21 protein-coding genes are annotated in these 21,160 nt (G+C 66.9%); 10 read left to right on the plus strand and 11 right to left on the minus strand.

The window, feature by feature from the left end:
* Positions 1-17: 17 nt before the first annotated feature.
* Genes Y900_RS02145 through Y900_RS02165 form a run of 5 tightly spaced genes read left to right on the plus strand, consistent with a single transcriptional unit; the run spans position 18 to position 4,462 of the window.
* Positions 18-1,112, plus strand: a complete 1,095-nt coding sequence (locus Y900_RS02145) for a 4Fe-4S dicluster domain-containing protein (RefSeq protein WP_036338447.1) — start codon at positions 18-20, stop codon at positions 1,110-1,112.
* The gene (locus Y900_RS02150) at positions 1,099-1,959 is read left to right on the plus strand and encodes an FAD/NAD(P)-binding protein (RefSeq protein ID WP_036338449.1); all 861 of its coding nucleotides are present in this window, start codon (positions 1,099-1,101) and stop codon (positions 1,957-1,959) included. Before Y900_RS02145 ends, Y900_RS02150 begins: the two co-directional genes overlap by 14 nt.
* Positions 1,960-2,721 (plus strand): NADH-quinone oxidoreductase subunit B family protein, encoded by a 762-nt coding sequence (locus Y900_RS02155; RefSeq protein WP_036338452.1) that lies wholly within the window; start codon positions 1,960-1,962, stop codon positions 2,719-2,721.
* Positions 2,718-4,010 carry a Ni/Fe hydrogenase subunit alpha gene (locus Y900_RS02160; RefSeq protein WP_036338455.1) on the plus strand — a complete coding sequence of 431 codons (1,293 nt, stop codon included), beginning with the start codon at positions 2,718-2,720 and terminating at the stop codon, positions 4,008-4,010. Before Y900_RS02155 ends, Y900_RS02160 begins: the two co-directional genes overlap by 4 nt.
* On the plus strand, positions 4,007-4,462 hold the full coding sequence (locus Y900_RS02165; RefSeq protein ID WP_036338458.1) for a hydrogenase maturation protease: 456 nt from the start codon (positions 4,007-4,009) through the stop codon (positions 4,460-4,462). The genes Y900_RS02160 and Y900_RS02165 overlap by 4 nt, the downstream gene beginning before the upstream one ends.
* On the opposite strand, the gene Y900_RS02170 is transcribed toward Y900_RS02165, so the two are convergent.
* Both Y900_RS02170 and Y900_RS02175 read right to left on the minus strand, forming a co-directional pair.
* Positions 4,453-5,571, minus strand: a complete 1,119-nt coding sequence (locus tag Y900_RS02170; protein ID WP_131536066.1) for an Rv2629 family ribosome hibernation factor — start codon at positions 5,569-5,571, stop codon at positions 4,453-4,455. The genes Y900_RS02165 and Y900_RS02170 overlap by 10 nt on opposite strands.
* A 117-nt stretch (positions 5,572-5,688) precedes the next feature.
* Positions 5,689-6,684 carry an Acg family FMN-binding oxidoreductase gene (locus Y900_RS02175; RefSeq protein WP_036338461.1) on the minus strand — a complete coding sequence of 332 codons (996 nt, stop codon included), beginning with the start codon at positions 6,682-6,684 and terminating at the stop codon, positions 5,689-5,691.
* 290 nt (positions 6,685-6,974) lie between these two features.
* Between Y900_RS02175 and Y900_RS02180 the strand changes: the two genes are divergently transcribed.
* Together Y900_RS02180 and dosR are read left to right on the plus strand one after the other, a co-directional pair.
* Positions 6,975-7,838: a universal stress protein gene (locus Y900_RS02180; protein WP_036338464.1), complete on the plus strand. Its 864-nt coding sequence runs from the start codon at positions 6,975-6,977 to the stop codon at positions 7,836-7,838.
* A gap of 39 nt (positions 7,839-7,877) precedes the next feature.
* Positions 7,878-8,531: a hypoxia response regulator transcription factor DosR/DevR gene (gene dosR / locus Y900_RS02185; protein WP_036338467.1), complete on the plus strand. Its 654-nt coding sequence runs from the start codon at positions 7,878-7,880 to the stop codon at positions 8,529-8,531.
* A gap of 12 nt (positions 8,532-8,543) precedes the next feature.
* On the opposite strand, the gene Y900_RS02190 is transcribed toward dosR, so the two are convergent.
* From Y900_RS02190 to Y900_RS02210, 5 genes are read right to left on the minus strand one after another with little or no spacing between them, the layout of a single operon-like run.
* The gene (locus tag Y900_RS02190) at positions 8,544-9,326 is read right to left on the minus strand and encodes a universal stress protein (RefSeq protein ID WP_237752484.1); all 783 of its coding nucleotides are present in this window, start codon (positions 9,324-9,326) and stop codon (positions 8,544-8,546) included.
* Positions 9,327-9,334: 8 nt separating this feature from the next.
* Positions 9,335-9,685, minus strand: coding sequence for a hypothetical protein (locus Y900_RS02195; RefSeq protein ID WP_237752485.1), 351 nt, complete (start codon positions 9,683-9,685; stop codon positions 9,335-9,337).
* 40 nt (positions 9,686-9,725) lie between these two features.
* Positions 9,726-10,697, minus strand: a complete 972-nt coding sequence (locus Y900_RS02200) for a 1-phosphofructokinase family hexose kinase (RefSeq protein WP_272945533.1) — start codon at positions 10,695-10,697, stop codon at positions 9,726-9,728.
* Positions 10,694-12,736, minus strand: a complete 2,043-nt coding sequence (locus Y900_RS02205; protein WP_036338474.1) for an erythromycin esterase family protein — start codon at positions 12,734-12,736, stop codon at positions 10,694-10,696. Before Y900_RS02205 ends, Y900_RS02200 begins: the two co-directional genes overlap by 4 nt.
* Before the next feature lie 37 nt (positions 12,737-12,773).
* Complete coding sequence (locus Y900_RS02210; RefSeq protein ID WP_420329728.1) at positions 12,774-13,763, minus strand: Acg family FMN-binding oxidoreductase; 990 nt, start codon at positions 13,761-13,763, stop codon at positions 12,774-12,776.
* Positions 13,764-13,944: 181 nt separating this feature from the next.
* On the opposite strand from Y900_RS02210, the gene Y900_RS02215 reads away from it, so the two are divergent.
* Both Y900_RS02215 and Y900_RS02220 read left to right on the plus strand, forming a co-directional pair.
* Positions 13,945-15,402 (plus strand): bifunctional aminoglycoside phosphotransferase/ATP-binding protein, encoded by a 1,458-nt coding sequence (locus tag Y900_RS02215; protein ID WP_036338479.1) that lies wholly within the window; start codon positions 13,945-13,947, stop codon positions 15,400-15,402.
* Between the two features lie 463 nt (positions 15,403-15,865).
* Positions 15,866-16,621 (plus strand): response regulator, encoded by a 756-nt coding sequence (locus Y900_RS02220; RefSeq protein WP_036338482.1) that lies wholly within the window; start codon positions 15,866-15,868, stop codon positions 16,619-16,621.
* A gap of 6 nt (positions 16,622-16,627) precedes the next feature.
* Here the strand turns inward: Y900_RS02220 and Y900_RS02225 are convergent, their stop codons facing one another.
* The gene (locus tag Y900_RS02225) at positions 16,628-16,867 is read right to left on the minus strand and encodes a ferredoxin (RefSeq protein WP_036338485.1); all 240 of its coding nucleotides are present in this window, start codon (positions 16,865-16,867) and stop codon (positions 16,628-16,630) included.
* Entirely contained in the window at positions 16,864-17,739 is an 876-nt protein-coding gene (locus tag Y900_RS02230) for an FAD:protein FMN transferase (protein WP_051659834.1), read from the minus strand. The genes Y900_RS02225 and Y900_RS02230 overlap by 4 nt, the downstream gene beginning before the upstream one ends.
* A gap of 366 nt (positions 17,740-18,105) precedes the next feature.
* On the opposite strand from Y900_RS02230, the gene Y900_RS02235 reads away from it, so the two are divergent.
* Positions 18,106-19,122 (plus strand): FkbM family methyltransferase, encoded by a 1,017-nt coding sequence (locus Y900_RS02235; RefSeq protein ID WP_081844958.1) that lies wholly within the window; start codon positions 18,106-18,108, stop codon positions 19,120-19,122.
* On the opposite strand, the gene Y900_RS02240 is transcribed toward Y900_RS02235, so the two are convergent.
* Together Y900_RS02240 and Y900_RS02245 are read right to left on the minus strand one after the other, a co-directional pair.
* The gene (locus Y900_RS02240) at positions 19,119-20,327 is read right to left on the minus strand and encodes a sensor histidine kinase (protein WP_237752486.1); all 1,209 of its coding nucleotides are present in this window, start codon (positions 20,325-20,327) and stop codon (positions 19,119-19,121) included. The two genes, Y900_RS02235 and Y900_RS02240, sit on opposite strands and share 4 nt — an antisense overlap.
* Positions 20,324-21,004 carry a response regulator transcription factor gene (locus tag Y900_RS02245; protein ID WP_036338491.1) on the minus strand — a complete coding sequence of 227 codons (681 nt, stop codon included), beginning with the start codon at positions 21,002-21,004 and terminating at the stop codon, positions 20,324-20,326. The genes Y900_RS02240 and Y900_RS02245 overlap by 4 nt, the downstream gene beginning before the upstream one ends.
* Positions 21,005-21,160 lie beyond the last annotated feature (156 nt).

The following is a 21,160-nucleotide window of genomic DNA, read 5'->3' on the forward strand; positions in this document are numbered from 1 at the left end:
ACGCGCACGATTACCCCATGACCAACGCGGTGATCGACGCCGCCGGGTTGACCGAACTCGTGTCCGCGTTGATCGACCGCGGCTACCGGGTGGTCGGCCCCACGGTGTCGGAGAACGCGATCGTGCTGGCCGAGCTGACCTCGGCCGGCGAGCTACCAGTGGGCTGGGGCGTCGACGTGGCACCCGGGAGTTATCGGCTGCGCCGCCGCGACGACGACGCAGCCTTCGGCCATTCGGCGGGGCCACAGTCGTGGAAGCAGTTCCTGCACCCGCCGCGGCAGCAATTGTGGTCGTCCGACGGCACCGAACCCGAGGACCCAGCACGGTGTGCCTTCCTCGGGGTTCGGGCCTGCGACCTCGCGGCGATCGCGATCCTCAACGGAGTGTTGGGCAAGGGCAGCCATCCGGACGAGGGATTCGTGGGGCGGCTCGGACGCGTCTTCGTGGTGGCCGTCAACTGCACTGAACCCGGCGGCCTCTGCTTCTGCGCATCCATGGGAACAGGACCCGAGGTAGGGCCGGGGTACGACCTCGCACTCACCGAACGCGTCGACGACGACGGCCGTCGCTACCTCGTCGACGTCGGCAGTGCCGACGGCGCGGAGATCCTCGCGGCGCTCCCCCACCGAGACGCCGCACCGGATGAGATCGATTCGGCCAGAGCCGAAGTCGCCGGGGCGGCGCACCGCATGGGCCGGCAGATGCCCGAGACGGATCTGCGTGACCTTCTGATCGCCTCTCGTGAGTCCCCGCACTGGGACGAGGTCGCCAGTCGGTGTCTGACCTGTGGCAATTGCACCATGGCGTGTCCCACCTGCTTCTGCACCAGCGTCACGGACACCACCGACCTCACCGGCGAGCATGCCGAACGTTGGACGAGCTGGGCGTCGTGCTTCGAATTCGACTTCACGTTCGTCCACGAGGGCAGCGTGCGGCAATCCGGACCGTCGCGATACCGACATTGGATCTCACACAAACTGGGGACCTGGCACGACCAGTTCGGCAGCAGCGGCTGTGTGGGCTGCGGACGGTGCATCGCCTGGTGTCCGACGGGAATCGACATCACCCAAGAAATGCACACCCTGGCTCAGGAGCGCGATGGCGACGACTGACACAACAGCCCTCCCCACATCGCCGCGCGCGATGAGCCCGGTCCCGTACCGCGTGCGCCGCCGGGTATCCGAGAACCGCGATTCATCGACGGTGGAGCTGGAACCGGTGGGCAGGCCGCTACCAGCGCCGCTACCGGGCCAATTCATGATGATGTACGCGTTCGGGATCGGCGAGATCGCCATCTCCGTCAGCGGATTCACCACCGGCACCGACGCCACCATTACCCATACGATCCGGTCGGTGGGCGCGGTGAGCCGCGCGCTGCACGACGCGCAGCCCGGCGCGGTGGTCGGGATCCGCGGTCCGTTCGGCACGGATTGGGGCCTGCGGGCCGCGGCCGGACGCGATGTGGTCATCGTGGCCGGCGGTGTCGGCCTGGCCCCGCTGCGCCCCGTCATCCTCGGGATCCTTGCCGACCGGGATGCCTACGGCACGGTCACCCTGATCGCGGGCGCCCGCTCCCGCGACGACTTCTTGTTCGGTGACGAGTTGCGGCGGTGGGCGGACAGCTGCACCATCGATGTGCATCTGACCGTCGACGTGCCGGTGCAGGGGTGGTCGGGTGAGATCGGCTTCGTCACCGAACCGCTGCGCCGATTGCCGCTGCGGGCCCAGAACACCACCGCCTTCCTGTGCGGCCCCGAAGTGATGATGCACAACTGCGCTACCGAGCTGATCCGAAAGGGACTGCCCGCCAGCGCTATCCGAGTATCCCTCGAGCGCAACATGCAATGCGGGATCGGCTGGTGCGGCCACTGCCAGTTGGGCCCGTTGCTGTTGTGCCGGGACGGACCGGTCGTCGGATATGACGCCGCCCAGCCCTTACTCGCAGTGAAGGAGTTGTAGATGAGCGGACCTCCCTCACTGGCGGTGTGGAAGTTCGCTTCCTGCGACGGCTGCCAGCTGACGTTGCTGGACTGCGAGGACGAACTGCTCACCCTCGCCGAGGAGGTGCGCATCGCAACCTTTCTGGAAGCCTCCAGCGAGATCATCCCCGGGCCCTACAACGTGTCACTCGTCGAAGGGTCGATCACCACCGCCGCAGACGAGCGACGTATCCGGGAGATTCGCGATCAGTCCCATATCCTCGTCACGATCGGCGCCTGCGCCACCGCAGGCGGCATCCAGGCGCTGCGCAACTTCGCCGACATCGACGAATTCGCCTCGGTCGTCTACGCAAAGCCCGAGTACGTCGACACCCTCGCAACATCCACCCCGGCGTCCGCGCACGTGCAGGTCGACTACCAGTTGCAGGGCTGCCCGATCGACCGCAATCAGCTCCTCGACACGCTCGCAGCGCTGCTGGTGGGACGTGAACCGCGGATACCCGCCAAGACAGTGTGCACCGAATGCAAACTGCGGGGCGTCACGTGTGTCGCAGTGGCCGAGGGCATTCCATGCCTCGGTCCCGTGACCCATGCCGGCTGCGGCGCACTGTGCCCGGCGCATCACCGCGGCTGCTACGGCTGTTTCGGGCCCGCCTCGACACCCAACACCGCGGCCCTGATCCCACTGCTGAACCGTGACGGAATGTCGGAAGCAGGCGTGGAGCGCGTCTTCTCGACATTCAACGTCACCCGCTTCGCCGCCGAACGGAATGACGGATGACTGCTGAGACACGCACTCTGTCCGTGGGCGCCTTGACCCGTGTCGAAGGCGAAGGCGCACTGCATGTCACGTTGGTCGACGGCGCCGTGGACAGCGTCGAGCTCAACATCTACGAGGCGCCGCGCTTCTTCGAAGCCTTCCTGCGCGGCCGGGCCTACACCGAGCCGCCGGACCTCACCGCACGGGTGTGCGGCATCTGCCCGGTCGCCTACCAGGTGAGCGCGTGCAATGCAATCGAAAACGCCTGCGGGATAACGATCGATCCCGAACTCACCGCCCTGCGCCGGCTGATGTACTGCGGCGAATGGATACACAGTCACGCCTTGCACATCTTTCTGCTGCACGCCCCCGATTTCCTGGGGTATCCGGACGCCATCAGCATGGCCAAGGATCATCCTGACCTCGTCAATCGCGGTCTGGCGATCAAGAAGACCGGCAACCGGCTGATGGAAATGGTCGGCGGGCGAGCAATTCACCCCATCAACGTCCGGTTGGGCGGCTTCTATTCGGTCCCCCCCGCGCGCGACCTCGAACCACTGACCGAGATGTTGCGGCGCTCGCTCGACGACGCCTTGGACACCGTGCGGGCGCTCGCCGACCTCGAGTTTCCCGATGTCGAGTTCGACCACGAATTTCTTTCGCTGTCCGACGGTGACCGATATCCCATCGAGAACGGCGTCATCGCGCGCAGCGACGGTCCGGCATTCGCCGTCGCCGACTTCAGTGCCCACGTCGTCGAAGCGCAGGTCGAGCATTCCACCGCCCTGCAAGCGACGCTGGACGGCAACCGGTACCTGACCGGTCCACTGGCACGGTATTCGCTCAACTCGGCGACGCTGTCGACGGTCGCACGCGAGGCTGCCGCCGCCGCAGGGCTGGGCCCGGTGTGTCGAAACCCGTTTCACAGCATCGTGGTTCGCGCCGTCGAGGTGGTCTACGCCATCGAAGAGGCACTGCGGATCATCGCCGAATATGAGCGCCCGCCGAGGCCGTTCGTCGACGTGCCGGTACGCGCGGGCATTGGGCACGGGGTCAGCGAGGCCCCGCGAGGGCTGCTGTATCACCGTTATGAGATCGGCGGTGACGGACTGGTCCGCGCGGCGACACTGGTGCCGCCGACCTCGCAGAACCAGGGTGCGATCGAGCACGAGATGGCCGAGCTCGTGGCCGCGAACCTGTCACTGGACGACGCCTCATTGACGTCGTTGTGCGAGAAGTCCATTCGCAATCATGACCCGTGCATCTCGTGTTCGGCACACTTCCTGACGCTGAACATCCATCGGACATGACGGGCAGCGCCCTCGTCATCGGCATCGGCAACGACTTTCGTTCCGACGACGGGGTCGGAATCGCGGTCGCAGCCGAAGTCGCCAGCCGGCGTCCACCGGGCGTCGAGGTGCTCTCGGCGGTGTCCGATCCCGGACAGATCCTCGACGCGTGGGCGGATGTGCCGCTGGTCGTCGTCGTCGACGCAGCCAGCGGACCCGACGTCGTCGCCGGAAGGATTCGGCACTGGATTCCCGGCGACGACCACCAGCCCATGATGGTGAGCTCGCATTCACTTGGGCTGCCGGAGATCTACGCGCTGGGCCAGGCGCTTGGCCGACTTCCGCGGCGGTTGGTGGTGCTCACCGTCGAGATCCAGGACATCAGTCATGGGGTCGGGCTCTCACCGCCCGTCGCCGACGCTGTGCCCGCGGCCGTCGAGGCCGTTCTCGCCGAAGTCGGTCGTCAGCCCTGAATCGGCGCGTGGCGCAGCAACGCGCCCACGCCATCAGTCAGTCGCAGATGGTCTGGAGCACAGACGAGGTCGGCGCCGATTGCCAGCGCCGCGTATGGGAGCGCCTCGTCGGCTCGCAGGGTCTGGGTCGGCGCGATACCGAAGTCGGACAGCGTCTCGGGATCGGAACCCAGAAGCGTCAAATCATCGCCGGCAAGCACTGTTTCGTCATGCATTTGTCCGATGATCAGCGTGGCGACCGAACGATCGCGCAGTGCCGCGGTCACCGCCGCGAGCCCGGCCACTGCGAGACCTGATCCACGCCCGACTTCGGCATCGTACTGTTCCAGGATCCTGCGGCTGTGGATGCTGCGCCTGTTGTTCAACTCCTGGGCGACGGACACACGGACAACACGGTCCACCCCGGTCTGTCGAGACCCGACTCCTGGTTGGACGACACGGTCGGCAACCCGATGCGGCAGCTCGGACACCAGTTCGGCCCGCACGCGGTCCTGGCCGATGAGAACGATGAAGTCCAGCGAGTGGTCGTCCATCTCCGCGGTGAGCCGCTCGGCGACCGCGCGGAGGTTCTTGCGCACCTCCTCCTCCACCCGATGTTGCGAATCTCCCCACGCGTTCAAGCCCGCCGAGGCCGCCTTGTGGACCGGAAAACCCTCCCCCACGACGGTCTCCGAGAAGGTCGACTTTCCCTGGTAGCGCGTGAGATCGGCGCCGACCTGATCGACGACGACGACCAGATAAGGCCCCGAGACCGATCCGTTCTCGACGAGCGGAACGACGTAGGGAAGCTCCGAGGCCCGGATGACCGGGGTGACAGGCGGCACGACGAGGTGTTCGTCGACCGCCACCCCGTCCGGGCCGACGATCAACGCGCGCCCACTCCGGTGCTCAGTTGCCGGCCGCTCGTTCATCGCTCGGGTGACCGACGCGATGAGCGCCTGCGGCGCGCCCTGTTGCTCCAACTCACGCGCGACGTCCCGCTCGAGCACCCCGAGGCGCTCTGCCGCATCCTGCGTGTCATGGGAGTCGTCGTAGTACACCGAGGCGACCGGGCCTCGGATGGCAAGAAGTCTGTGTGCCAGAGGTGAATACGTGGCTGCGCTCGTCATCGGTGATCTCCTTCCGATCTGTGCCCCACGATCCGCGCCTAAGCCCGCCACCAACAAGTGCCAAAAGTCCCCGCGCCGGGGGCCCTTCCCGAGGCGTGACCGGGTGTGGCGAGTGCCCTAACCGACGAACGCCGAGCCGTCCAGGCGGCGCAGGGCATCGGCCAACGGTCGCCGCGGCGTGGCCGGTAACGGGTCGGCGTTCAGCGGTGACCACCCGACTCGCAGCAATATCTGGGGAAACTGTTCACTGCCGAACACGTCCGCCCGTAAGGCCTCTCGGGTATCGGGGACCTCGAGCACCTCCGACACCGCGCACGAGGCCAAACCCTGAACGGTCGCGGTGAGCATGACGACGCTGGCGGCTTCACCAGCTCGTAACTGACACGCGATATCGTCGATCGCGGTCCCGAAGGCCAGCAGCACACCGTTGTCTTCGGCCGCCGAGGCTTCGTCGGGCTGGTCGAGTGCCGTACCGGAGAAAATCCGGCCAGGCACCGCGGCAGCACCGTCTATCGGCGGAACGTTATGCGCAGGAACACCTTCCGCCGCAGCATAACGCCCGCTCCATGCCATCAACTCGGCGACGTAACCGGTGTCGTCGATATGCCGGCGCGCCGCCTGCTCCACCAATTCGGCGAATTCGCCTGTCGTTTCGACCCGGCGCATGGTGACGCCGAAGCGCGCCGCACGCGCGCCCATCAGCGCGACGTCTCCTATCGCGACCGGCCACGAACTGTAGGTGCGCCGGTCGGTTCGCCGCCGGGGAATGGCTGCCGCCATGGCGATATCGGCCTCGCCCGGCGATCCGCGGTGCACCTGCACTGACGCCAGGTGATTGGGCTGGTCAGGATTCGGCACCCGATGGACCGAGGCGCGCCAGCCCAGTGCTGCCAGGGCGACGGTGGCGTGGTGCAGGGCGGCCCCACAGCTGACGATCAGGTCACGGCCGTCGGGGTCGGTGTGCGGGAGGCGCAACTCGCGGCGCGAATAGAGGTTGATGCTGTGTGGGCCGACTCTCCATTCCCAGGGCTGGGTGTTGTGGATCGACGGGGCACGGGCTGCCAAGTCCAAGGCTGCCCGCACGGTGGCGTCGTCAGGGAAATTGGTCGTCATCGCCGCCCACCGCCTTCGGTGCATGATGCTGGTGCACCGACGATGCCGGTCGTGTGCACGGTGAAACAGAGCCGCAAGTCCCCAAAGTTGATGACCGGTGGTGTGCCGGCACGGTTCCGTCGGAGCTGCCCGATCCACCGGTCTCCCTGCGGATTTCCACCACCGGACCACGAGCTCGGCGGGGTGTCGGAGAGGACTAGTGGCCCTTCGACAGGGACTTTCGCCCCTGCGTGAGGCCAGTTTCTGACGATAGCGTCGAATCATCCCGGCAAGTTGACAGGAACCGGCCAATGCCCGAACGAGAGCGTGTCGCGCCGTCTGTGGTCGTGGGCGTGGACGGTTCGCGATGGGCCACCGAGGCGGCCTGTTGGGCCGTCGACGAAGCGGTCCGGCGCGCCATTCCCTTGCGCTTGGTCTATGCCGTCGACTCCGGAGAAGACACCGACGATGCACAACGGATCGCCCGCCAATTCGCTGCGGCCCAAACCGCGGTCCGCTGCACCGCCGCCGCCGTCGAGTCGACCGATAGACCGGTCAAGATCGAGGCAGAGATCGTGCAGCAACATCCCGTGGCGGCGTTGCTCGACGCGTCCAGAGGCGCCGCCATGCTCTGCGTGGGCGCCATCGGGTTGAACCACTTCCGCGACCGGCACATCGGGTCCACCGCGACTGCACTGGCAACAGCAGCCCACTGCCCGGTAGCCGTCGTCAGGGGGCATGACCCGGTGGCCTCGACCCAGCGATGTGTGGCCGTCGAACTGGACGGGTCAACCAGTGACGCGGCCCTGCGCCACGGATTCGATGAGGCTCGTTCGCGCGGTGCGCCGTTGCGGGTGCTGACGACCTGGCGGTCGCGTTACCCCGACATCCACGATGGCCACGCCGTTGCTGCCGGAAACCGAGATGCCAGGGCGGCGCTGGAGCGTCGCCTGAAATGCTGGCGCGCAAGGTATCCCGAGGTGGACGTCACCACAGTGGCACTGCACGGCAACTCGTTGAGTTACCTGCTTAAGCAGGGAGACTCGATCCAGTTGTTGGTCGTGGCCCACGAACGGGGCGAAGGCATCGCAGAACTCCTCGGCGCAGCCGGAAATGCGGTGCTGGCGCAGGCCGATTGCTCGGTATTGGTCTGCGAGCCGCAGAACCTGTTGTAGACCGCGCAAAACACTGATCCCCGATTTCTGGAGGCCGGCATGGTGAAAGTCTTTCTGGTAGATGACCACGAGGTGGTCCGCCGCGGGCTCATCGACCTTCTGAGCGCGGATCCGGATCTGGAAATCGTCGGTGAGGCCGGCTCCGTCGCCCAGGCGATGGCGCGAATTCCCGCGGCGAAGCCCGACGTCGCGGTGCTCGATGTGCAGCTGCCCGACGGTAACGGTGTCGAGCTGTGTCGTGACCTGCTGTCCGTGCTCTCCGACCTGCGCTGTTTGATGCTGACCTCGTACACCTCCGACGAGGCCATGTTGGACGCGGTCCTGGCCGGCGCCAGCGGATACGTTGTCAAAGACATCAAGGGTATGCAGTTGGCCCAGGCCGTCAAGGATGTCGGCGCTGGGCGCTCGCTGTTGGACAACCGGGCCGCCGCGGCGCTGATGGCCAAGTTGCGCGGTGCGACAATGAGATCCGATCCGCTGTCCGGCCTGACCGACCAGGAACGGTCGTTGCTGACTCTGCTCGGCGAGGGCCTGACCAACAAACAGATCGCCGACCGGATGTTCCTCACCGAGAAGACCATCAAGAACTATGTGTCACGGCTCCTGGCGAAGCTGGGAATGGAGCGACGCACCCAGGCGGCGGTGTTCGTCGCGAAACTGGATCACCCAACCCACGAACACGGCGGCTACTAGCCGAACGGCACATCAGCGGGGCCGGGCTGCCTGCCTCACCAGCAGGACCGAGCAGTCCGGATAACCCAGGATCGGATGGCAATTGGGCATGCTGAGCGAAGTGAGAGTGTCCGCATCCGACGCGCCGACGACCGCGAGACCGATCTGCGGCTCACGCGTCCCCTCGCGGCGGCCCACCCACCCGGTGCCGGCCGATACGATCTCGACGTGAACATCGGGATACCGCCGAATCCAGCTGTCCACCCGCCGATCGATCTGCCGGACGGTGGCGTCGCGCAATCGTCCTTCCTGCATGGCCAGGTGTACGACGTCGTCGTTGTCGGGATCATCGGACAGCACCACTGACACCACGCCCCCGACGCGTGCCCGGCCGTCGTCGCCACTGCGGATGAGGGCAACCGGACACCGAGCGTGGTCGGCGAGGTGACTCGCGGTTGCGCCGAACAGCCGCCCCTCGGCCACGTGCGGTGGGCGGGCGCCGATACACACCATCGCGGCGCCGGCGGACTCCCGCTCCAGCACCTCTGCGGGTGATCCGACAACGGATGCTGTCTCGACACCGACATCACGATGTGTCTGGTCCACCACATCCCGGGCTTCGACAAGTACTGCGTCCCAATCGCACTCACGGACGGATGCGGTCCCACGCACCGTCGGCACAGCATGAACCAGCCGCAACGTCACACCGCGGCTGACGGCTTCGGGCACCGCCCAGGTGAGCGCGTTCAGAGACCATGGGGAGCCGTCGACCCCTACGACGACGGCACCAGACAGTTCAGCGGCGTGAACGTCCACAGCGGCACCTACGGCCGAAAGGTGATCGCGATGATGGCTGCGTCTGCCAGCAAGAGTCCCAGCCCCAACAGCGGAACCACGATTCCGTACCTGCGATTCGCGGCGAACGCCGACGCGACGATCGTCAGCAGCGCTACCACAGGCGGCCCGTACGCGAGGATCCCGAACCAGAACTCTCCTGGACCCATGTGTGGGCAGGCCGCCGTGTCGGTACACCGCGCGATGCCCATCACGGCGCCGAAAGCAAAGAGCATGACCACGACCGCAGCCGGAATCGTCAGCAGCGCCAGAAACCAGTTGAGCCAGGTCGGAATACCGCGACGGGCATCCGGGACCGTCCCCTGCGTCGTCTCGATCATCATGAGCCCCTTGCTTTGTGCTGTGCGCCTTGTGGTGTCGTCAGAGCCCGAGGTCACTGCACTGAGCGACCACTGACGTCGGAGCCGGAACCTGGTCGAGATAGCGGTCGACGTCGGCTCTGTCGAATGTCGAGGTGCCCGGTGTCTGAAGCTTCGCCGTCGCGGCGGCGATACCGTAGCGAACCGCGCTCTCCATCCCCCATTCGCGAGACAGTCCGACCACTATGCCGGCGACCATCGCGTCCCCGGCGCCCACACCGCTGACAGTGGGAACGGCAACCGGAGCTAAACGCCGGCACCGATCCCCCGTGACGAGTAAGGCACCGTCGGCGCCCAAGGAGACCACGATCACCTCGGCGACGCCTCGATCGATCAGATGCCGGGCCGCAGCTATCTGCTCACCCTCGGTGACCAGCGGGCTGCCGACGCACTCCCGCAGTTCTCGCACACTGGGTTTCAGCAGGAACACACCCGAAGTGATGTGCTCGAGGCCTCCACCCGAGGTGTCGAGGACAAGCCGGACCTGCCGCGTGCGGCAGATGTCGGCGATCCGTTGATAGAAGTCGGCGGGAACGCCCGGCGGAAGGCTGCCGCTCGCGACCACGAACGCGGCGCCGGTCGCACTGGCGTCGATCACCTCGAGGCAGCGCTGCTGCTCGTCGGTGGTCAGCACCGGTCCGGGCAACACGAACCGGTACTGCCTGCCCGTAGAGCGTTCGTTGACCGTGAAGCTCTCCCGGGTGTCGCCGCGCAGTGCGATGAACGTGTTGGGCACGATGGCGTCGTCGAGGAGCTCGACCAGGCGCGCTCCTATCGGGCCGCCCGCCGTGAGCACGGCGGAGACGGGAGCACCCAACGCCCGCGCGAACCGGGCGACATTGAGTCCGCCGCCGCCGGCGTCGTAACGATCGGCGCAACAACGGACTTTGTCGGTCGGGCCCACGCGTTCGGCGTCCACGGTGATGTCGAGGGCGGGATTCATCGTCACCGTGACGATCACGGGGGCGCTCACAGGCCGGTCGGGTAGGTCTCGGGTGTCTGCGCCGCGACCCAGACACTGTTGAGCTCCAACGGTTCCAGGGCCGTTGTGCGGTCGATGTGAATGATCGCGTCGAACTGTTCGCCCGGCCGCACGTGGTAGTAGTGACTCTGCCGTTCGGTGGCGGGTTGATAGATCACCCCGATCGCCCGGCCGAGGCGCACCGTGTCCAGTGGGCCGGCCGCTTCCCGACTGATGAGCGGCGACACCAGGAACTCCGGTCGGTCGACCTCGTGCAGCAGTTCCTCGACACTGCCGTTGAGTGCGGGGCGAACCACCTTCCGCTGGGCCAGGGCGCCCCATTCGCTCGCGGCGGTCACGGTGCCCGAGTAGGTGGTGAATCCGATCAGCAGCGCCTGCTCGCCGTACCCCTCCCGTACCAGCTGCCCCAGGGTCAGCTGCCCGTCGGCGCCCACCTCGGTTGCCCGGGCGTCACCGACATGGGAGTTGTGGGCCCACACCACGATTCGGGCCGGCTCACCGTTGCGTTGATGCAGATGCGCGCGCAACGCTCTCAACGTCTGGAACATGTGCTGGTCCCGCAGATTCCACGACGACACCCGGCTCCCGAACATCGAGCGGTAGTAGACCTCCGCGTTGCGAACGGTCTGTGCATTCTGCTGCGCATAGAACAGTTCGTCTTCGGCGAGAAGTCCGTCGCGGCGCGCGTACTGCAGCCCCGTGCGCTGCAGTTCGACCAATTGCTCGACAACCTCCGCCTCGCAGGACATCCCCGCACCGAACGCGGCGGCGTACCCGTATGCCTGACCGTCGTCTCCGCCGGCGTGATCGAAGCAGGCGTAGCGCTCTCGCGCCCGCTGCGCCGCGACCGGGTCGACGTTGTCCAGGTAGTCGATCACCTCCTGCATCGAGCGATGCAGACTGTAGAGATCCAGTCCGTAAAAGCCGGCTTCGCGCCGACCGTCGTTGCGGCACTGGGTGTTGTGGTCATGCAGCCAGGCCGTGAAGTCCCGGACGGTGGTGTTGCGCCACATCCAGGCGGGAAATCGCTCGAACCCCTTCAACGCACTCTCGGCCGTGTCGTCGTCGCCGCGGCCGCGGACATACCGGTTGACCCGGTAGGCGTCTGGCCAGTCGGCTTCAACCGCTACCGCGCAGAAGCCCTTCTCCTCGATCAGCCATTTGGTGATTTCGGCGCGCGCTTCGTAGAACTCGCGGGTGCCGTGGGAGCTCTCCCCGATCAGCACCACCCGCGCATCACCGACCATCTCCTCCAGCGCTTCCCGCGGCGGCACGCCCGAGGGGGCGTCGACCGCGCAGCGGCCGATCACCTCAGCGGGAGTTTCCGCGATGCGCAACCGCGCGGTGCCGATTCCGGTGGTCGGAGTGGCCAGCAGATTCCGCACCTCGGTGTCACTGACCTGCTCGAAGTTCCAGAACGACTCGCCGACCGCCAAGAACGGGGTGGGCATCGACGCACAGACGAGATCGTCCACCAGAGAGGCGAATTCGCGGCAGGTCGATTGCGGCGCCGCGGGAACGGCTACCACGATCTCGGCGGGTTCCATCTCCCGCAAGGCCTGGACGGCGGCGAGCATGCTCGCCCCGGTGGCCAGGCCATCGTCGACGAGGATCACCGTCTTGCCCGTCACGTCCAGCGGTGGACGTCCGCCACGGTAGGCGCCTTCGCGCCGAGCGAGTTCGCGGGCTTCCCGCTCGGTGGCGTCGCGCAATTCCTGCGGTGTCACCCGCAACGCACGGATGACGTCGTCGTTGACCACCACCCGCCCGCCCGACGCCAGCGCACCCATCGCGAATTCGGTGTGGCCCGGCGCGCCGAGCTTGCGCACGATGAAGGCATCCAGCGGAGCGCCCAGTGCGGCCGCAACCTCCCAGGCCACCGGCACGCCGCCGCGAGCCAGCCCGAGCACCACAATGCCGTTCCGGCCGCGATAGCCGTCCAACCGGTGGGCCAGAACCCGACCGGCTTCTCGCCGATCTCGGAAGACACGTCGCGGATGTTGCGGCGGTGTCGTGGGCGCGGTGGTCATGATCTGCTCCGTTCGTCCTGCGGCCGATACCGAAGGTTCAGCCGCGAAATTCGAGCACGTCCGACAGCGGCCGGCGTGGCGTGGCAGGGGGTGACGGCGCGATCACCGGCGCCAGCCCGACGCGGATCAGCAGTTGCGGATCGTCCTGGGTGCCGGTGAGCTCACGGACCACGTCTCGGCTGGCCGCCAACTCCGTCATGTGAGTCAGCGTGCAGGTGGCCAAGCCCGCGAGGGTTGCCTCGAGCAGCACATCGGAGAGCACCTCGCCACAGTCCAGGGCATCGCGGCGCGAATCACCGAACGTGGTGAGCACCAGGATCGTTGAGCGGTCCTGATCGACCTCTGGACGCCGGTCGGCGTGCTCGGCCGCCGGAAATACCCGGGCGACATCGACCCGATCACGCTCGGTGACCGACACCAGGCTGCTGTGCGGTACACCGTCAGATACCTCGTACGGGGCTGTCCACCAGGCCAATTCAGCGTGATACGAGGCGTCGTAGCGGCGCAGCGACTCGGTCAGCCGCGAGGCCTGGGCCAACTGCGGACGCACCGACTCAGGCAGCACCCGAATCGCCACGCGGTCGGTATCGATAGTGGCTCGCAACACCGACTCGAAGGACGTCCAGTCCGGTGGCGGCGCCAATGGCAGCCGGTCGGTGCGGCGGGCCAGGATCGCGTCCGCGCGACTGCGCACAGCGTCGGTGACGAACTCCAACGGACTGAAATCGATGGTCGCCAGGTGCTCTGGTTCGTTCGGATTGGGAAACCGCGCGATGATCGCCTGCCAGCCTGCGGCGGCGACGGCCACCCGCAGATGATCGAGCACGGCGCCGCAACTGATGACGGCCTCCCGGCCGGACCGGTCCGTGGCGTGCGGCACCCGGTCGGCGTCGAGAAAGAGTTTCAGCGAAGGCCCTTGCGCGACCCACCGCCACGGTTGGCTGTTGTGTACCGAGGGCGCCCGGCACGCCAACTCCACCGCGTTCGCGATCACCTGGGGATCGAGCGTCGACATGACCATCGGCAATCACCGCCTTCTGTCTGCGACAACCCTATGTCCGTTCGGCGCGCGCGCCAGGGGCCGGAAGTCATCTGGCTGGGGACCTAGCTTGAAGGCCTTTGTGCTCTGCGGGGAGGGACCTTGCACCCACACGCAGTGGCCTGAGTACCGCTGTGTTCGCCGGGGCCGGGAGGCGAGGATCGACAGTATGGGATGGCACCCGCGGATCGCTGAAACCCACACCGGAATGGTGTTCTTGATCGGAGACCGGGCCTACAAGATCAAGAAGCCCGTCGTCAACGATTTCCTCGACTTCTCCACCCTCGAGCAGCGCGAACACGCCTGCGCCAGCGAGGTGGCGCTCAACCGCCGCCTGGCACCCGACAGCTACCTCGGCGTCGCACACTTCACCGCCCCGGGCGGGGACCCCGAACCCGTCATCGTCATGCGCCGCCATCCCGACGACCGGCGACTGGCGACCATGGTGCGCCGCGGAGAACCGGTCGAGGATCAGCTCGCGGCGGTCGCGCTGGTGCTCTCGCGATTCCACGCCGCGGCTCCTCACGGACGTGACGTGGACGCCCAGGGCCGGGTGGACGCAATCACCGCACGTTGGCAGGAGAACCTGGTCGAGCTGCAGCGGTACGCCCAGAACGGCGAGGTTGGCATCGACTCGGATGTGGTCGCTGAAATAGCAAGACTCTCACATCAATTCATAGCCGGGCGGGCAGTGCTGTTCGCCCGCCGTCTCGGCGACCACAAGATCGTCGACGGCCACGCCGACCTGCGCGCCGACGACATCTTCTGCTTGCCGGAAGGACCGGCACTACTGGACTGCCTGGAGTTCGACGACCACCTGCGTTATGTCGACGTCATCGACGACGCCGCATTCCTGGCGATGGATCTGGAATTCCTGGGCCGGGCGGATCTGGCCACCCTGTTTCTCCGGCGCTACCGAGATTTGTCCGGCGACGACGCGCCGGACTCACTGTGCCACTTTTACATTGCCTATCGGGCGGTCGTTCGCGCCAAGGTCGACTGCATCCGCCACACCCAGCAGGATGGGAGCGCCGCCGACGACGCGCGGCGCCATCTGGAGATCGCCCTGGACCACCTGCGTGCCGCGGCGGTCCGGCTGATCCTGGTGGGCGGTGGCCCCGGGACCGGCAAGACCACCCTGTCGCAGTCGTTGGCAAGAGAGATCGACGCTCAGGTGATCTCGACGGACGATGTACGCGCCGACATGGTCCGGCGTGGCGAGATCGCCGGCGTACCAGGGGTGCTCGACGACGGCCTGTACAGCCGCGAGAACGTCGACGCTGTCTACGACAGTGTGCTCCGCCAAGCTCACCTGAAGCTGTGCGAGGGCCGCAGCGTGGTACTCGACGGCACCTGGCTCGACCACCGCCACCGCGAACTGGCCCGGCGGATGGCCGCCGACGGCGGCGCGGTGGAGATCGAGTTCGCCTGCACCGCCCCGCTGGATGCCACCGTCACCCGAGTCAGCGAGCGCACCCAGACCACATCGCAGGTGACGCCCGAGATCGCCGCCGCCCTCGCCGATCGCGGCGACGACGCCTGGACGGACGCACATCGCGTCGACACCACCGGCCCACAGGCCCACTCCGTGGCCCGGGCCAAGGAGATCTGCGTACTGGCCGTTTAGTCTGCCCGGCAGAACAATTGGACGTTTCCACGATGTTCAGCCACCGCGACGAGCAGCGTCAGCGCGGTTCTCCACCGTGCAGGACCGCCAGTCGCTGGCGGTATTCCGCATCGTCGATCTCGCCGCGCACTAACCGGGCAGCCAGAAGCTGTTCCGGCGAAGCGCTGTAGGCCGGGTATGACGGACCCGGCCCGCCTACGACGGGCCTGCGGTGTACCGCACCAGCGCAAACGATGCCGGCGATGACGAGCGCTCAGAACAACACCATGCCGACAGCTATGCCCGCGGATCCCCATCCGCCTCAGTCATGGTCACACCAGAACATCACCTCCGACCACCATCTCCACTCGGCTCCAGCGGTTACGCGTTCCTCGCTGCGCCGGGCCGAGACGTGTTCGGTGTTGGTTCGGTGAAGATTGTCTCAAGACCCCAACCCGGCTCGGCGGAACGGCACGATGAAGACATGGACCCCAGATCGCAGGCAGCCTCGCACAACGCTGACCCGGGTTATCGCGCCCTGGTGGTGGACGACGAGAAGCCGCTGGCCGAGGTGGTAGCCAGTTATCTGGAACGCGAGCATTTCGAGGTGACGGTGTGTCTGTCCGGGCTCGAGGCGCTGGACGTGGCACGGCAGGTCGATCCAGATGTGGTGGTGCTCGACCTCGGCCTGCCGGGCATCGACGGCCTCGAAGTGTGCCGCCAGCTGCGTACGTTCTCCGACGCATACGTGGTGATGCTGACCGCCCGCGACACCGAAGTCGACACCATCGTCGGACTGTCGGTCGGGGCCGACGACTACGTGACCAAGCCGTTCAGCCCCCGGGAACTGGTCGCCAGGATCCGGGCGATGCTGCGCCGCCCGCGCTCGGTGGCAGTGCCTGCCGCACCCGCCGGCGAACCGCATACCGAATCGCCGCCGCGGGTGTTCGGTCCGCTCTCCATTGACGTTGCCAGTCGTCAGGTGTTCGTCGACACACAGCCGATCTCGTTGACCCGCACCGAGTTCGACATATTGGCAGCACTATCCTCCCGGCCCGGTGTGGTCTGGACCCGCCGGCACCTCATCGACGAGGTCTGGGGTGAACCGTGGGTGGGTAACGACCACCTCGTCGACGTCCATGTCGGGCATGTGCGGCGCAAACTCGGCGACAACCCCGCCGAACCGAAGTTCGTGTTGACCGTGCGGGGCGTGGGCTACCGGATGGGAAACGGGCAGTGACCGTCCTCAGGCGTCCTCGACCAGAGTCAGGGCCAACCGCGGACATCGGGCAACGGCACGACGCGCGTACTTCACCACCGGCCCGGGCACGGCTGTTTCCCGGGAATTGTCGCGGCTGCGCGGATATCCCCAATCGTCGCGGCTCAGCAGCTGTGGCAGCAGTTCGCTGCAGAGCCCGCGCCCGTCGCAGCGTGTCCAATCGATGTGCAGCCGCGGCGTTGTCGCCTGCCTCGCGTTCTCCGTCATCTCCGCCCACCTGAATTCTCCGCCGGCCAGCCGCCGAGCGTGTGCACGATCCCGTCGCTGTCCACCAGCCGAGCGGGTAGCCGCTGTGCCCGGATCCAGTCGACGGCACGCCAGCCGCGGATCACCGCCGCGGTGCTCACCGTGTTGGCCGCCAGACAGCTTGCAGCGACGACGCTGACCGTGCGCCACACCGGCTCCGCCGGCCACCCGGACCGCGGGTCCACGATGTGGTGCATCGCCCGCTTCCCATGCCGCCATCGGCGACGCAGCGTGCTCGACGTGGCCAATGCCACGCCCGGCGACAACGCGACCATCGCCGCCGGTTGGTCGTCGCCGTCGCAGACCAGCACCTGCCACCCTTCGTCGGGAGCATCACCGGCTGTCGCGATGTCGCCGCCCAGATTCACCAGCACGCCCGCGCCGGTGATCCGGTGCGCCTGTGCCGCGCAGCGATCAGCGGCGACCGCCTTGGCCGTTGACCCCAGGTCGAGTACCACCCCGAGCGGCACCGCGACCATTCGACCGTCGAGGCTGACCATCGACCAGTCAGCCGACTGACTGACCGACATCGCCAGCGGCGCAGACGAATCCATGTCAGCGATGTCACGGTCGTAACCGAGATCGATCAGGCGAGCGCCGATCGTCGGATCGATGTCGCCATCGGTCTGCTGTGCTGCCAGCAGCGCGGCGCCGAGCAGTTCGGCGAGTAGTTCACTGACCTTCGTCGGCCGACCAGACCGCGTGAGGGCGTTGATCTCCGAATCCGGGTTGAATCGTGAGGCCGCAGCGTCGATGGCGTCGAGTTCCGCGTCCACCGCGCACCGCGCGGCGGCAAGGGCATCGGGGTCCGTGACGATGATCTGCATATCCATCGTCCAACGCTGCCAATGGCTTTCCGCGGTCGCCACACCCCTGCGCGCAGCCGGCGTCTCGGCTACCGCACCTGATGCAGCCACGGCGCGAGGTAACGCAGAACCGGGTGAGTCCATGACTGCATGCTCACAGCCGGTCTTTTGAAACCTCGAAGAATTGCGCCGGCACCGCACACGGTGATGACCCACGTCCGGCGGCGCTGACCGTAATCTGCGCGAACGGTGTGAGTTGTCTGGCAAATCCGCGGCGGGTTTGCTGTGGGAATCTGCGTCTTTGGTGCCGTCTGGCAGCTTCAGGTGCCACGTCACCGGTGCCGCCCGGATGTTCTTTGTGGGCTCAAAGAATGCGACATGAATTTGTAACGCATGGTTTCGACCCGGTCCCCTCTGGAGCTGATGGTCGTCGCGACGGCATGCGGTCTGCGCAACGTGGCACGGCGGCTCGGCACTTCCAAGCAATCAGTTCCCCGCGCAGAAAGGGTGCTCCGGGCCGCGCTTCTGATACCCGTGTTCGCGGCGCTGTCACTGCTGCTGCGCGGCTACGGCCGTCTGGGGCACGCCGTGAAGCTGCCGGGACGCACCGGTTTCGACGCGACCGTGATGTGCCGACTGCCCGATCTCATCGCCACCTACATCTGGGTTTTCCACGAGTGGGAGCCGGACCTGACCCGTTTCATCGCGAGCAGGCTCGGCGACGGCGATGTTTTCATCGATGTCGGCGCCAACATCGGCTACTACTCACTGCTCGCCGCAGGCCCGGTGGGCGCTCACGGCGGCGTCGTCGCGGTCGAGGCATCGCCGGCGATGTTCGACGATCTGCACCACAACGTCGACGTCAGCGGCCATCGCGATCGCATCCGCCAGGTGAACATGGCAGCAGCCGCGAAGTCCGGGACGCTGACCGTGTACGCCGGTCCACGCAACAACGCCGGAATGTCGACGACCCTGCCGTCGCGCGGCCTGCACGCCGAGTCGACGATCGAAGCCAAGCCGCTCGAGGAGATCCTCACGTTCCGCGAGATCACGTCGGCGCGGCTGATCAAGATCGACGTGGAAGGCGCCGAACCTGATGTTCTGGCCGGGATGCGCAACATCATCGGCACACTGCGGGACGACGCGGAGATCGTGGTCGAGCTCTCGCCCCGATGGTGGCCCGACCGGCATCTGCGGCCGGTGGACGTCCTTCGCCCGTTCATCGAGGCCGGATTCAACGTGTACGAGATGACCAACAGCTACTCCGCGTGGCGATACCTGTGGCCCAACGACGTACGCGACGCGATCCGGCTGCGCGATCCGCTCACTGCCCGGGTGTCACGACTGGAGCTGGTGCTGTCTCGCCACGACGGCGAGCGGCTTGCGATCGACGCGCGCACTGCCTGCTAGCCGCCTGGGGCGCCCGGAAGGGTCAGGGTGAAGGTCGCGCCTCGACCGGAGGTCGACTCGACGCTCACTTCCCCGCCGTGCGCATGGGCGATCTCACGCACCAGCGCCAACCCGATGCCGTACGACTGCCGATGTGTGCGGGTGGTGTGCTCGGTGCCGCGCGCGAACCGGGTGAACAGCGTGGCCATCGCGTCGGCGTCGATGCCGACACCGTCGTCGGCGACCTCAGCCTTGATCACCGCGCCGTGCCTGCTCAGACGAATGTCGACGACCCCGCCGGAATGCTCGTGACTCAAGGCGTTGTCCACCAGCGCGGTGAGTGCCCGGCGCATTGCGGCACTGGAGCCGATGATCTCGAATAAACCGGTATTGCTTGGTTTTTCGTAACGCAGGCGGACACCCAGTGCGTCGGCATACGGCGCCAGGCTGTGGTAGACGTCATTTGCCACCGAGGCCAGGTCGACCCGGTCGCGTGGCGACTCGCCGGCCGTCATCGTCGCCGAAGCCAGCAGATCGTCGACGATGTCGCTGAGCGCCCGGGTGTCGGCGACCAGCGCGTCGGCGTCGGCGCGGACCACCTGAGCGTCCGCGGTGCCGGCTCGCTGGGCCAGCATCTGGGCACGGGTGTGCAACACCGTCAACGGCGCCCGCAGTTCGTGTGATGCGTCTGCGACGAACCTGCGCTGCAACGCCAACGCCTGGGCCAGCGGACGCACCGACCGGCGGGTGAACAGCGCCACCACCGCGACGGATGCCAGAATTCCGGCCAATTCGGCGAAAGCCACCGACATCAGCAGACGGTTGCGGCCCGCGTAGTAGGGCGCCAGATCCATCATCGCCACCACCCGCCCCTCCGGCCGGTCCGCGACAAAAGTTCGGTAATGGCGCCCGCCGGTGCGAAGGTCGCCGAAGCCCGCCGGCCCGGCCAGCAACGCCACCCCGGGCTGCCCGCCATCGCTGGTCGACACCGCGCCGTCGTTCTCGCGCAATGCGAGTTCCATGTCGGGAGGCGGATCGCCCGCGTCGTCGGCCGACACGGCCAACGTCCGCACCTCGGCGTCGATCTGACGGTTTTGCGCGCGGACATAGACCGTGAACACGACCCCGCCGACGACCAGCAGCACCAAGGCAAGGGCAACAGACGCTTGAATCGCGGCGATGCGCCCGGTCCGCCGCACCATGGCGAGATCACCAGCCGGAGTCATTCGTACCCGAACCGATAGCCGGCGCCGTGGACCGTGCGGATAACCTGCTTGCCGAGCTTGCGACGCAGATAGTGGACGTAGAGATCCACCGCACCGCCGGACTCGACACCTTCGAACACCAGGTCGAGCAACTGCGCCCGGCTGTACACCCGTTTGGGCGCGGACATCAGCGTCGCCAGCAGGGAGGCTTCCCGCTCGGACAACTCGACATCCCCGCCGTCCCTGCCGGCTTCCGACACCCGGCGGGTCACCCGGTCCAGCCGCAGACCACCCGCGGCGACGACGGTGGCGGAGTTGTCGATCCGCCGCAGCAGCGCGCGGACCCGGGCCAATAGCTCGGGGACTTCAAAGGGCTTCAGCAGGTAGTCCTGCGCACCCGCGTCGAGGCCCTCCACCCGATCGTCCACCGCTCCGCGCGCCGTCAAGATCAGCGCAGGTGTGGCAATCCCCTTCGACCTGAGCAGCGCGACCAGGTCCGCGCCGTCCATCACCGGCAGTCCACGGTCCACGATCAAAGCGTCGTAGTCCCCCGTCAGTCCGCGGTGCAACCCTTGCTGTCCGTCGTACGCGGTGTCGACCCGGTACCCCTCATCGGCCAGGAGCGCGGCCAGCATCGCACTGAGCGCGTGATCGTCCTCGACGACCAGAACCGCTGGGGCGACACTCGGCACGGGCACTCAACGAGCGTGCCACGCAACACGACTCGTCGCCGCCGAAGACACGTTCTTTCAGCGATCAAGATGGTGACCTTGTCCTCTTAACGCAGGATCCGGACGTCATGAGGATGACGGGACGAGAGTCGAGGAGGGTGTGTGATCCGAACTGCCGTGCCC

It is taken from the genome of Mycolicibacterium aromaticivorans JS19b1 = JCM 16368, from assembly GCF_000559085.1.
GTDB classification, from domain to species: domain Bacteria; phylum Actinomycetota; class Actinomycetes; order Mycobacteriales; family Mycobacteriaceae; genus Mycobacterium; species Mycobacterium aromaticivorans.